Here is a 12,422-nt window from a genome sequence, read left to right on the forward strand (position 1 = left end):
GTAGCGGCGGACGAGGCGGCGCCGCTCAAACGAGCGCCCGGCCCTTCAGGCGTTCGAGAATGCCGAGCGGCGCGTGATCGGGGCGCGCCATCGCCTTGACGGGCAGGAAGAAGGTCTGCTCCATCATGAACTGGCCGGACATCACCGCATGCGAGGTGTGATCGGAGAAGCAGACCCACACCGAGCCGGGCGGAAACGGCATCGTCTCCTGCGGCGAATTTTTCTGATAGTCGAGATCGGCTTTCATCGCATCATGCAGATGCAGCATGAGATGGTCGTACTCGCTGCGCGGCGACTTCGTGATGTGCAGCAGATTCATCAGCCACGCCGAGCCGGGCGCCTGCGCCTTGATGCCGGGCAGGAAACGCTTCGCCATGTCCTCGAACGGCTCGCCGACGCGCCACACGCGCGGCGCGCCTTTCGGATTGATGTTCGTGAACACGCGCAAGATGCGCTCGCCGTGCGTTGGCCGCGACGGGAAGGCATCGACGTGAAGACGGGCATCGTCCTTTCGCCAGGATGTTTCGCGCGTCTCGACCTGACGCAGCCTGAGGCTCGTGGGCGCGACGCGCAGCTTGCCGTCGTATTCGGGAAAGAGCCCGTCGACGAGCGAACGCGCATGATCCTGATAGCGCTTGATGAGCGAGCGCACCGCCGACTGCATCACGCTGTCGCCGAGCACGCCGTTCAACGCGCCGCCGTTGGGCGCGAGGCTGATGTTCTTGCGCTTCGGATCCGCGATGCCCGGATCGAGCAGCGAAAGCTCGCCGCCTTCGATCGGAAAGCGCAGGTTGGGGAAATACAGCACTTTGCCGTTTTCGACGCCGGCGAGCAGCGTCTCGCGCGGCACGGACAGGTTCTTGCCTTGCCAATCGCCCGAGGCGACTTCGATGATTTGAGATTCCGTCATGTGTCTACGACCTTGAGTTGCCCGCACACAGCGCAGCGCGGTGAAAACTACAGCAGGCCGAAGCCCGCGAGCGCGGTCTTCACTTCGGAAAGCGTCGGATGCCGGCTCGCGTCGCCGAGATTGACGACGTTCGGCGACCAATAGCCGCCGGTGCGCCATGCGGTCGAGAAATTGTACAACTCGACGGTCGGGCGCTTCAGCGCCGCGGCAATATGCACCAAACCGGTATCGACGCCGACGGTCGCCGCGGCCCCGTCGATCAGCCCGACGACCGCGGGCAGCGACATCTTCGGCGGCACGATCGCGGCCGCGCCGAATTCCTTCGCGAGCTTTTCGCTCGTTGCGCGTTCGGCCTCGCTGCCCCACGGCAGCACGATCGACGCGCCGCGCGTCACGAGCGCTTGGCCCAGTTCGATCCACGCGGCTTCGGGCCATTGCTTGTCGGCGCGCGAGGTGGCGTGCACGAACACGACGTAAGGCACGGGAAGATTCAGCCCGAGCGCGGAGACGGCGAGCGTCGCGCGTCGCGTGTCGAGGCCGAAGTCGATGTCGTCGGTCGTTTGCGGCTTCGGCAGGTCGAGCGCCGCCGCCACGAGTTGCCGCGTGCGCTCGACGACATGCGTGCGCGGTTCGATCGGCACGCGCCGGTCGTAGAAAAAGCGCACCGGCCATTCGTAGCCCGCGCCGTCGGTGCGATTGCCGAGGCCGACGAGCGGCCCGCGCGCCCAGCTCGCGACCCACGCGGTCTTGATGAGACCCTGGCAGTCGATGACGAGATCGTATTTTTCGGCGGCGAGCTCGCGCTTGAACTTGCCGATCTCGCGCCAGTTCGCCGGCGACGTGAACGCCTTGCGCCAGCGCCTGAGCGAAAACGGAATCGCGCGGCGCACGCCGTGTACGAGTTCGACGAGACTCGCGAAACTTTCCTCGACGAGCCAGTCGATTTGCGCATCGGGATAGCGGCGGCGGATGTCGGCGATGGCCGGCATGTTGTGGACGACGTCGCCAAGCGACGACACGCGGACGATCAGGATCTTTTGCACGCTGAGATGGAGAAGCGCGGACGGCGCGGCGCGGTGAGCAGGAAAACGGGGATTTTAGCGCGGCTTGCCTGCTGAACGGGCACAGTTCGTGACTTTCGCGGCGGTTCAGGTCTGAAATAATGCTGGCTGAGCGGAACTCGGACGTCGTCGCATTGGCGCGCTGCTGCTCCATAAGCCGAGAAAGATTCAGTTCTGTCGCACTGTATATTTAGTAACGCTAAATCATGATAATCAGCCCGCCGTTCCTTCCGGCTGAAGGCCTCAACATGCCCGCTGAGAAATGGAAGACCGACCCGATGATGGATGTGGTCGATACTTTCGAGTTGTCGCACAGTGGCGTATTTCCTATCGCGTTCGATCGTCGCTGGCATTGCGGCATGCACGTGGTGCCGTTCGGAGGGCTCGGCCAGCTTGAGCCCGTGCGCGCGATCGCAGACGGAGAGGTCGTCGCCTATCGCGTGTCGTTGAAGGCCATCTCGGACGGACAGAGAAACGCCGATGGCACCGAGGCATTGAACAGCAACATCGGATTCGTACTGCTCAAGCATGTAACCGATACCGGTGAAGGCCGCACCATCACGTTCTATTCGCTGTATATGCACCTGCTTGATCTGGTGAAAACGAATGAACTGAGCCCGCAGCCGAACCATCCTGCTTCGGACAGCTCGCCCAATGCGCTGCCCGCGTGGCTGCTCGCCGAGACGGACGGTGTGCAGGCGGGCGCGGGCAAGAAGGTTTTTCGGAAGGATCGGTTGGGTTTTCGCGGCCGGTATCAGGGCGAGGCTCATCTGCACTTTGAGATCTTCATGACCGAGGAGGATTTCATCGCATATTTTGAGCAAGACGGGCATAAGGTCGCATTAGGCGAAGCGCAGCCAACGACGCCGGCGTCGAAGGATTACTGGGGAAGCACGTATTTTGTGATTCCGGGCGGTTCGACGTTCGTCAGCGTGCCGGCGGGGTTAGGTGATCTGAAAACTAAGGGCCGCTCGCCCAAGCCGTTCTTTCCGGCTTTGGACACTGGTGCGTTGAACGAAAACAGCACGCTTTATGTCGAGACGTATTTCAATCGTGGCGAGCGCTTTATGCGTGCGTGGATTGATCGCGGAGACGGTAAGCCTGTTCCGGTGACATCCGATTTCGCACGGGACAAATTCGAGGAATACGAGTACGGCCTTTATGAGCGTGCCACTGCGCTCTATGGAACCTGTCCGAGCGAAGGCTTCGAGTTATTGCGTTTCGGGCGAATCCTGAGCACGGATACGCCGACCTTGACTGCCACTGAACAGGCTACATGGGTCTCGGTGCCGTTTGCTGAGGGCAAAACGGGCTATATCGACATCAATCAGGCCGGCATCCAGAAGCTTTCGGATGCGGACTTTCCGTCGTTCATGCACTGGCAGAAGATCGAAGATGGCAATACGCCGTTCGATCAGGATGGGCTGTGCGGATACGACACGTTGTGTCGAATTGCGGGTGCGACCGATTCGCAGCCGATTACTCCAAGCGATATGACGTCAGAATTCAGCCACGATCAGCAGGTAGCGGCGCTAGTACAGCGCGATGTGAGCGTGCGCGCCAAGCTCAAAGGGTTCATCTGTCACGCCCGGAGCGAATGGGATGCGGGCAACAACGATCAGCGCTACGGCTGGTTGAACGAGCCGGAGGGATTTTTTGGCAAACGCGAGGATACTGATCCGCACGGTTACGAGAACTTCATCAACTTCGTGAAGCGGTGTCAGTTCCTGGCGCAAACGCCGCTTGGCGAAGGAAAGAAATTTTGGTTCTTTCATCCGCTTGCGTTTATTCGGCATTTTAGGAAGTGTGGGTGGTTGAATCACAAGGAGTTCGCCAACACTTTTCCTCGCTATCCGTATTATACGAATAACGGATCGCCCGCATCAGCAATAACAACGAACAATTCAACGTATGTCATCACAAAATCCACTGCAATCGCGCGCATACAAAATCATGTAATCGCGCTGAATCAGACGATTCGAAAATATCTGGGAGCAGACGCCCGTAGAACTGCAATATTTCTCGCTCAGGTTCTGCTGGAGACTGCCCAGTGGCGGAATTTGGGAGGCGTAAGGCGATTGTTGAGTGAGTGGGGTTTCGGTAAGTACTCGGCGGTAAATCCAGCGACTCAATTTTATGGACCGTTCTACGGACGCGGGATTATGCAACTGACTTGGGCTGGAAATTTTTCAGAGTATGGAACGTATCGGGCATTGCCTGCGCACGTTGGGCCTTACGTTGAGCGACTTCCTAACTCGCCCGTCAGAATTACCGAGACCTCTGAGCACTATAATTTCAATCCTCGAGATGGCGGGATGCCTATGCGTTGGTTCCCTCGTTTCGATCCTGATCGCATTGCGGAGGAGCCTCCGTTAGCCTGTGATTCTGGAGGATTCTACTGGGTTTCAAAGGCATTCTCGCAAGGTCAGAATATCAATCGCGTCGCAGATAAAGAATACTCCGCCGATAATATTGGACTCATCAACAGGCTGGTCAACGGCGGTTTCAATGGATACAACGAACGACAGGCTTATACCATTTTTATAATGAATGAATTATGGGACGCAACGCTCGGCTATTTCCCGGAAATAATCGCGCCTACTCGACGAACCACGATTAAGCCCGATCTGACCAGGAGCAACGAATGATATGAAGATCCACAAACCATTAATGATTGTCGTCTGCGCCTTCCTATTTGCACTAGCAAGGGCCTCGGCTCAGACCGTGACGTTTAAAGTGACCGAAACAGCGTCAGCATCCGTTCGATTGAAGGATCGGTCGGTACATGTGGATGTCCGCGATACCATCTTTGGTTTAACGTCCCAAGACATAGAACTCGATACAGAGAGCGCTCCTCATATTGGCGTGGATGATTACGGCTTCGATGGAACCAGGGGCTTTTCTGTGTGGTATTTGGACGAAGGAATGGCAACGAGCACGATATCGCGTGTTTTTCTCTACTCGCCAATCAGACGTGGTTTCGTGGAAATACGTCCGAAATGCGCGGATGAGTTCGTCAATTTGCGGGTCGATCGCGTTAAGCATGTACTCGTGAGCACGTACTATGACGGGAACGAACCGAAGCTTTGCAGGACGGAAACTAGACGGTTGAACCGATGAAGAAATTGCGCTGTCGGCTTCAGGTAAGAAGTTTAGATTTCAACCCATTGTCGACCGATGCCACGACACGTACCCGAGGTCATGTGAGCGGGCTAAGAAGCTTCGCTCCCTAAAGGCAAAGGACATTTTATGCGACGCAAATTCATAATCGCCATTGGCGCTATTTCTTGCTGTCTATCGGCTAGCGTCTTTGCGTCATGTCAACGCGCGAATCTATCACTATCTAAAGTCAGCAACGGCCGCGTACTCGTTGAAGCCTGCCCCGACGACGAAGGCGGCGGGACGATCACGCTGACGGTATTAGTCGGAGCTGAAAAGCGCGCCTGGACAAGAACAGTCTATGCGGACTCAGCCTATCAGCTTTCGCTGGATTCATTGATCGATTTCGACAATGGCATCAGTCAAGGCCTTGGTGTCACCACTGGCGAAGGGCGCGATGCAAACGGAATGCACTATTGGAAGATCTCGAAGGACGGACGATCTATAACTGATCTCGGAAGTGCTCCCTTGTTGGCCAAGGACAGATTCATGCAGGGTTATTTTTCCGGCTTGACGTCGAGCAGCGGTGAATTTCAAGCCATAAGATACTTTTATAGAGTGAAGGGCGAAAGGCTGGATCTGCACCGCGCAATTGGCTTCAAGTGGAATGATGACTCAACGGGGATAGCAGTTTCGATGGAAATACAGTCCGAGGAGGCCATGAATGCTATCCGGGAGCGAGCACTGTCCAATACCGAGATTGAACAATGCCAGAGAGGATCGATTAATTGCTGGTAGCTCTCGAATTAGAAAGGATAGTCCAGCCTTTGCAGGACGCTCCGCCGACGCCCGCGGCATATCCTGGCACATATTGTTGGTCATGTGCCGCAGATCCCTTGGTGCCTTGTCACTTTCCTCAGGTTCCGTCTATTCATGCACTGTGCCAAGCCTGCCTGATGCCTGGACAAGTGCTATCTGATAGCGGCAGAAGCGAAGAAGGCGAGAACCGAAACTGCGTTTCTTGAGGAAACTAACCCGTCATCACGGGCTTGGTGCGGGCATGCATCACTAGTGTTGACGGTCGCCTGTTCCGAATAACAGTTGACTCACCCGGCGACGTCGCCCAGCGTCCGCAAACAAATCAGCGGCCTCCATGCTCCGGAAAGCCGCCGATATCTCATCAACTTTCTAAAACGGCAACTGCGCGTCCGGCTTCTCCGCCAGAATCACCCGACGAAAATCTTCCTGAATGCGCTTAAGCGCCGCGTCGTTGTCCGCTTCGAAACGCATCACGACGACCGGCGTCGTATTCGACGAACGCGCCAGCCCGAACCCATCCGGGTACTCGACACGCAGACCGTCGATCGTCAGCACGTCGTCCGCGCCAGTGAACTTCGCCGATTTCTGCAGACGCGCGATCAGCTCGAAATTCTCGCCCTCCTGCAACTTCAATTGCAGTTCAGGCGTGGAAAGCGAATTCGGCAGATCGTTGAGCAGCTTGCTCGGATCGGCCACGCGCGACAGGATTTCGAGCATACGCGCGCCGGTGTACAAACCGTCGTCGAAGCCGTACCAGCGATCCTTGAAGAACACGTGGCCGCTCATTTCGCCCGCGAGCGGCGCGCCCGTTTCACGCAGCTTCGCCTTCACAAGCGAATGGCCGGTCTTCCACATGACCGGCTCGCCGCCCTGCTCGCGCACCCACTTCGCGAGATTGCGCGTGCACTTCACGTCGTAAATGATCTGGCCGCCCTTGTTGCGCGACAGCACTTCCTGCGCGAACAGCATCAACTGGCGATCCGGATAGATGACCTGCCCGTCCTTCGTGACGACGCCGAGACGGTCGCCATCGCCATCGAACGCAAAGCCGACTTCCGCGTCCGTTTCCTTGAGCGCCTTGATGACGTCCTGCAGATTCTCCGGATGCGCCGGATCCGGATGATGATTCGGGAAGTTGCCGTCGATCTCCGTGAAGAGTTCGACCAGCTCGCAGCCGAGCGCCTTGAAAAGACGCGGCGCGAGACCGCCCGCGACGCCGTTGCCCGTATCGACGACGATCTTCATCGCGCGCACCGGCTTCACGTCCGACACGATGCGGTCGAGATACATCTGCGACACGTCGAATTCGGTGTACGTGCCTTCGCCCGTCGTGAAGTCGTTATCGACGATGCGCTTGTACAAGCCTTGGATCTGATCGCCGTAGATGGCCGCGCCGCGCAGCACCATCTTGAAGCCGTTGTAGTCGGGCGGATTGTGGCTGCCCGTCACGACGATGCACGAATCGACGCGACGCTCGCCCGAAGGCAACGGCAGCGGCACGCTCGCCGCGAAGTAGCCGACCGGAGTCGGCACCATGCCGATATCGACGACATCGACGCCCGCCGCGCGCAGGCCATCCGAGAGTGCGCCGACGAGTTCGGGACCGGAGAGACGACCGTCGCGCGCGACCACGACCGAATCGCCGCCCTGCTTTTTGATCTCGCTGCCGAACGACTGGCCTATGCTCTTAGCGACGTCCTTGTCGACCGTCTTGCCGACGATCCCGCGAATGTCGTAGGCCTTGAAGATGGATTGGGAAACTTGGCTCATGAGATGGCTACCTCCTCTCTATTAATTGATGGTTTCTCGGCGATGCAGCCATGAGGGCATGCAGGTCGTGACGGTTGGCGCGCCGCTGCAATGCACAGCGCGCGCGAACGACTGCCAGATGACGTATCGAATTCTGCCTATGCGTCTGGTAAACCAATACGAAAGAAACAATTCGAAGCAAATGGATGCAAAACCGGCGCAGCGGGCGGCCCATGGATCGCACTTATAATCGCTGTCTTTCGGCGCTCTGGTGGTTGCGCTCGCTCTGACGAAGCCGGTTGGAGCCTGCGCGTTCATTCTAATCCAATGCTCAAACGCTCTTTCGCCTCGATGCCTTCGAATGAGGCGCGTCTGCGTGCAAACACACAAAACTTGACCGATCGCTCGTTTGCGCGAGGCGGTCAGGCTTGGGTAGCACGCGCCGTGCCCGATTACGCCGAGCGCTTCACCGCATGAAGGCGCTCACGCGCTCCGGCAATCCGGACGTCGCCCGCGCGCTCGCCAACATCGTCTGGCTCGGGCTGGAGCGGCTCACGCAGATCGCGGTCGCCATCGTCATCTCCGGTTTGCTCGCGCGCTACCTCGGCCCGGACGACTTCGGCAAATGGCAATACGCGAACACGCTGCTGCTCGTCATCGCGCCGATCACCTGGGTGTGCGGCGCGGAGATTCTCGTGCCGACGATCGTCAACCGCAAGCCCGCCGATACCGGCGCCGTACTCGGCAGCGCGTTCGTGCTGCGCATGGGCGTGTCGGTCGTCGCACTCTGCGTAACGTGGATCTGGATCGCCGCCGGCGGCACGGACCCGATGGTCGGGCTGATGCTCGCCGGACTCGCCGTCACGATGCTCTTTCGCGAGCCGTTCATCGGCGTCGTCAATTCGTGGCTGCAAAGCCTCACCTACAGCAAGCCGCAGCTCATCGCGAGCATGGCGGCGGCCATCGTCAAGGCGGCGCTCGTCTTCGCGCTCGTGCGCATCGCGGCCGCGCCGTCGAGCTTCGGCTGGCTCTGGGCGCTCGAAGCCGCGGCGATCAGCGCCGCGCTCGTCGCGTACTACGTGCGCCGTCACGGCGGCACGCTCGGCTGGGGTTTCGACCGCGCACTGTTCAGACATTTCGCGAGCGCGGGCACGGTGTTCTGGCTCGGCCTCATCTGCATGTATTTGTTCCTGAAGCTCGACCGGCTGATGCTCGCGCATCGCGTGTCGTTCGCGGAACTCGGGCTTTACTCCGCCGCGCAGCAGTTGAACGAGAACTGGATCGCGCTCGCGCTGATGCTCTCGCAGACCATCGCGCCGGCGTTCGTGTATCGCGTGCAGGAAACCGCGCGCCTGAAGCGCAATCTCGTGCGCCTCTTCGCGATGACCGCCGCGCTGATGATCGCAGGCGCGGCCGTCCTCGATGCGCTCGCGGGCTTCATCATCGCGCGCGTGTTCGGACCGAATTACGCGGGCGCGGCGGACATCTTCCGCTGGGCCGTGTGGCTTTCGGTGCCCGCGGGCATCGAAGCGATCGGCAATCTCGTCGTGCTGAAATATCAGGCGAAGTATGTGCTGCTATCGAAATGGCTTTTCGCGCTCGCGGTCGCGTTCGCGGTGAACTGGTTCGCGATACCGCGCATGGAAGGCTACGGCGCGCTGATCGGACTCGCGGCGGGTTATGTCGCGGCGGCATCGGTGAATTTCTACTACATCCGTTTTCGGCTGCGCGCATGAACGAACTCCACGATGTCGCCGTGCTGATGCCCGCGTTCAACGGCCAGGCCGATGTCGAACGCACGCTCGCGTCGTTTCGCGAAACGTCGATGGTGAACGTGCTCATCGTCGACGATGGCAGCACGCCGCCTATCGTCGCGCCCGTCATCGACGGCATGAACATCGACATTCTGCGCATGCCGAAAAACGGCGGCATCGAGCGCGCGCTCGAAGCGGGCATCGCGGCGCTGTACGCGCGAGGCGTCCGTTACGCGGCGCGCATCGACGCAGGCGATCTCGCGACGCCCGCTCGCCTCGCGAAGCAGCGCGCGTATATGGAGGCGCATCCGCGCGTCGCGGTGCTCGGCATGTGGACGCACGTCGTATCGACCGATGGCGCGCCGCTCTTCGATCTCACGCCGCCCGCCGATCCCGCCGCGATCCGCCGCATGATGCTCGCGCGCACATGCTTCACGCATCCGTCGCTGATGCTGCGCATCGACGCCGTGATCGAAGCGGGCAACTATCGCGCGCAGTATCGCGCCGCCGAGGATCTCGATCTGATCCTGCGTCTGCTACAACGGCACGACGGCGCGAATCTGCCCGAGTTCGGTCTCTTCTACGAACTGAACGAAAGCGGCATCAGCGCGACCAAACGGCGTGCGCAAATCATGTCGACACTGCGTCTGCAACTGCGCCATTTGCGCGTGAGCAATCCGCTCGACTGGGCGGGCGTCGCGAAGAGCATCGCGCATCTCGTTTTGCCGTATCGCGCGTTGCGTGGATTGAAGGCGCGCTTGCTGAAGCGCGCATCCGCCGCGTGAACCTATTCCTGACTTCCGGATGACCAAAGAAAAGTCGAAGCTTCGTATCGCCCTCGTGTGCAACACGGCGTGGGCGATCTATACCTACCGGCAAGGCGTGCTGCGCATGCTGACCGCGCGCGGCGCGCAAGTCACGATCATCGCGCCGCGCGACCGCACCTTCGAGCCGCTCACCGAAATGGGCTGCCGCTGCGTCGAGTTGCCGGTCGCATCGAAAAGCACCGATCCGCGCGATGACCTCAGGACGCTCGCCGCGCTCTTTCGCGAATATCGTGCGACGCGTCCGCATATCGTGTTTCACTATACGATCAAGCCGAACATCTACGGCTCGCTTGCCGCGATGCTCGCGCGCGTGCCGTCGATCGCGGTGACGACGGGTCTCGGCTACGTCTTCATCCAGAAGAGCCGCACGGCGCAGGTCGCGAAGCGGCTGTACCGTTTCGCGTTCCGCTTTCCGCGCGAAGTGTGGTTCCTCAATCGCGACGATCACGAAGCCTTCCTGCACGAGAATCTGCTCGCGCATCCGGATCGCGCGCGGCGTCTGCATGGCGAAGGCGTCGATCTCGACGAATTCGCGTTCGAGCCGCTGCCCGCGCGCGAGGATTTCGTGTTCATCCTGATCGGCCGTCTGTTGTGGGATAAAGGCGTGGCGGAATATGTCGAAGCCGCACGCAGGATTCGCGCGAAGTTTCCGCACGCGCGTTTTCAGTTGCTCGGGCCGGTCGGCGTCGACAATCCGAGCGCGATCAGCCGCACCGACGTAGAAAAGTGGGAAGCGGAGCATATCGTCGAATATCTCGGCGAAGCGAACGATGTGCGGCCGCTCGTCGCCGCGGCGGATTGCGTCGTGCTGCCTTCGTATCGCGAAGGCGTGCCGCGCACGCTGATGGAAGCATCGGCGATGGGCCGCCCGATCGTCGCCACCGACGTTCCCGGCTGCCGCGAAGTGGTCGAGGACGGCGTGAACGGCCTGCTCTGCGAGGTCAAAAGCGCCGACAGCCTGACCGAAGCGCTCGAGCGCATGCTGACGCTCTCTGCCGACGAGCGCGCCGCCATGGCGCGGCGCGGCCGCGAAAAGGTCGCGAGCGAATTCGACGAAAAAAATGTCGTCGAACGCTACAAGGGCACAATACATGCCATTACCGGCATTTCACTTTGATTTCATGCAATCGGGAGAGCACAAGATGAATGGCAATCAGCCGACGAAGGGCACGATTCTCGTCACCGGCGGCGCGGGCTTCATCGGTTCGCATACGTGCGTCGAACTACTCGACGCGGACTATGGCGTCGTGGTCATCGACAATCTCGTCAACAGTCGCGCGGAGTCGTTGAAGCGCGTCGAGCGCATCACGGGCAAGAGCGTCACGTTTTATGAAGCCGATGCCCGCGACGAAGCCGCGCTCAACCGCATCTTCGACGCGCACGCGATCACCGGCGCGATCCACTTCGCGGCGTTGAAGGCCGTGGGCGAATCGGTCGCGAAGCCCATCGAGTACTACGAGAACAACATCGGCAGCCTGCTCGCGGTGCTCAAGGTCATGAAAGCGCGCGGCGTGCGCAACTTCGTGTTCAGCTCGTCCGCGACGGTATATGGCGTGCCGAAGAGCGTGCCGATCGACGAATCGTTTCCGCTTTCCGCGACGAACCCCTACGGCCAGAGCAAGCTCATCGCCGAGCAGATCCTGCGCGATCTCGAAGTGTCCGATCCGTCGTGGCGCATCGCGACGCTGCGCTATTTCAATCCGGTCGGCGCGCACGAGAGCGGTTTGATCGGCGAAGATCCGGCGGGCATTCCGAACAACCTGATGCCGTATGTGGCGCAAGTGGCCGTCGGCAAGCTCGCGCAACTGCGCGTGTTCGGCAGCGATTACGATACGCACGACGGCACCGGCGTGCGCGATTACATTCACGTCGTGGATCTGGCGCGCGGGCATATCGCGGCCATCGATGCGCTCAAGAAGCTCGACCGCAGCTTCGTCGTGAATCTCGGCACCGGGCAAGGCTATAGCGTGCTCGATGTCGTGAAGGCGTTCGAGGCCGCGTCGGGCAAGCCGGTTCCGTATGAGCTCGTGCCGCGCCGTCCGGGCGATATCGCCGCCTGCTACGCCGATCCGGCCGCCGCGGCGGAACTGATCGGCTGGCGCGCGGAGCATGGCATCGAACGCATGTGCGCGGATCACTGGCGCTGGCAGTCGCAGAATCCGCAAGGGTTCGCTTAAAAGCGTCGAGGCGCTGCGCTTTGCGC

The 12,422-nt window shown here is 60.2% G+C and carries 10 protein-coding genes; 7 read left to right on the forward strand and 3 right to left on the reverse strand.

Translation table 11 applies throughout. The features are described from left to right. Positions 1–25: 25 nt before the first annotated feature. Together QCE58_RS12250 and waaC are read right to left on the reverse strand one after the other, a co-directional pair. Positions 26–910 carry a Kdo hydroxylase family protein gene (locus QCE58_RS12250; RefSeq protein ID WP_175980396.1) on the reverse strand — a complete coding sequence of 295 codons (885 nt, stop codon included), beginning with the start codon at positions 908–910 and terminating at the stop codon, positions 26–28. Between the two features lie 47 nt (positions 911–957). Further along, a complete protein-coding gene (gene waaC / locus QCE58_RS12255; protein WP_034472764.1) occupies positions 958–1,953 on the reverse strand; it encodes a lipopolysaccharide heptosyltransferase I in 996 nt (331 codons plus the stop codon). 224 nt (positions 1,954–2,177) lie between these two features. On the opposite strand from waaC, the gene QCE58_RS12260 reads away from it, so the two are divergent. From QCE58_RS12260 to QCE58_RS12270, 3 genes are all read left to right on the forward strand, one after another. Then, positions 2,178–4,619 carry a hypothetical protein gene (locus QCE58_RS12260; RefSeq protein ID WP_250521351.1) on the forward strand — a complete coding sequence of 814 codons (2,442 nt, stop codon included), beginning with the start codon at positions 2,178–2,180 and terminating at the stop codon, positions 4,617–4,619. Position 4,620: 1 nt separating this feature from the next. Beyond that, positions 4,621–5,091, forward strand: a complete 471-nt coding sequence (locus QCE58_RS12265) for a hypothetical protein (RefSeq protein ID WP_250521352.1) — start codon at positions 4,621–4,623, stop codon at positions 5,089–5,091. Between the two features lie 129 nt (positions 5,092–5,220). Continuing rightward, entirely contained in the window at positions 5,221–5,868 is a 648-nt protein-coding gene (locus QCE58_RS12270) for a hypothetical protein (protein ID WP_250521353.1), read from the forward strand. 390 nt (positions 5,869–6,258) lie between these two features. On the opposite strand, the gene QCE58_RS12275 is transcribed toward QCE58_RS12270, so the two are convergent. Further along, complete coding sequence (locus QCE58_RS12275) at positions 6,259–7,659, reverse strand: phosphomannomutase/phosphoglucomutase (protein ID WP_008342501.1); 1,401 nt, start codon at positions 7,657–7,659, stop codon at positions 6,259–6,261. Positions 7,660–8,111: 452 nt separating this feature from the next. Between QCE58_RS12275 and QCE58_RS12280 the strand changes: the two genes are divergently transcribed. From QCE58_RS12280 to galE, 4 genes are read left to right on the forward strand one after another with little or no spacing between them, the layout of a single operon-like run. Continuing rightward, positions 8,112–9,374: an oligosaccharide flippase family protein gene (locus QCE58_RS12280; protein WP_250480594.1), complete on the forward strand. Its 1,263-nt coding sequence runs from the start codon at positions 8,112–8,114 to the stop codon at positions 9,372–9,374. Then, positions 9,371–10,177, forward strand: a complete 807-nt coding sequence (locus QCE58_RS12285) for a glycosyltransferase (protein WP_250521354.1) — start codon at positions 9,371–9,373, stop codon at positions 10,175–10,177. The genes QCE58_RS12280 and QCE58_RS12285 overlap by 4 nt, the downstream gene beginning before the upstream one ends. Positions 10,178–10,196: 19 nt before the next feature. After that, positions 10,197–11,336: a glycosyltransferase family 4 protein gene (locus tag QCE58_RS12290; protein ID WP_034472774.1), complete on the forward strand. Its 1,140-nt coding sequence runs from the start codon at positions 10,197–10,199 to the stop codon at positions 11,334–11,336. A 25-nt stretch (positions 11,337–11,361) separates the two neighbouring features. After that, the gene (galE, locus tag QCE58_RS12295; protein ID WP_034472825.1) at positions 11,362–12,396 is read left to right on the forward strand and encodes a UDP-glucose 4-epimerase GalE; all 1,035 of its coding nucleotides are present in this window, start codon (positions 11,362–11,364) and stop codon (positions 12,394–12,396) included. Positions 12,397–12,422: the final 26 nt, after the last annotated feature.

This window comes from Caballeronia sp. LZ028, from assembly GCF_031451415.1.
GTDB classification, from domain to species: Bacteria; Pseudomonadota; Gammaproteobacteria; order Burkholderiales; family Burkholderiaceae; genus Caballeronia; species Caballeronia zhejiangensis.

What these genes read in the sequence shown, in the direction of transcription:
- QCE58_RS12280 (WP_250480594.1), top strand. Translation starts at nt 8,112, where the DNA reads ATGAAGGCGCTCACGCGCTCCGGCAATCCGGACGTCGCCCGCGCGCTC.
- QCE58_RS12265 (WP_250521352.1), top strand. Translation starts at nt 4,621, where the DNA reads ATGAAGATCCACAAACCATTAATGATTGTCGTCTGCGCCTTCCTATTT.
- QCE58_RS12270 (WP_250521353.1), top strand. Translation starts at nt 5,221, where the DNA reads ATGCGACGCAAATTCATAATCGCCATTGGCGCTATTTCTTGCTGTCTA.
- QCE58_RS12285 (WP_250521354.1), top strand. Translation starts at nt 9,371, where the DNA reads ATGAACGAACTCCACGATGTCGCCGTGCTGATGCCCGCGTTCAACGGC.
- QCE58_RS12275 (WP_008342501.1), bottom strand. Translation starts at nt 7,659, where the DNA reads ATGAGCCAAGTTTCCCAATCCATCTTCAAGGCCTACGACATTCGCGGG.
- galE (WP_034472825.1), top strand. Translation starts at nt 11,362, where the DNA reads ATGAATGGCAATCAGCCGACGAAGGGCACGATTCTCGTCACCGGCGGC.
- QCE58_RS12250 (WP_175980396.1), bottom strand. Translation starts at nt 910, where the DNA reads ATGACGGAATCTCAAATCATCGAAGTCGCCTCGGGCGATTGGCAAGGC.
- QCE58_RS12260 (WP_250521351.1), top strand. Translation starts at nt 2,178, where the DNA reads ATGATAATCAGCCCGCCGTTCCTTCCGGCTGAAGGCCTCAACATGCCC.
- QCE58_RS12290 (WP_034472774.1), top strand. Translation starts at nt 10,197, where the DNA reads ATGACCAAAGAAAAGTCGAAGCTTCGTATCGCCCTCGTGTGCAACACG.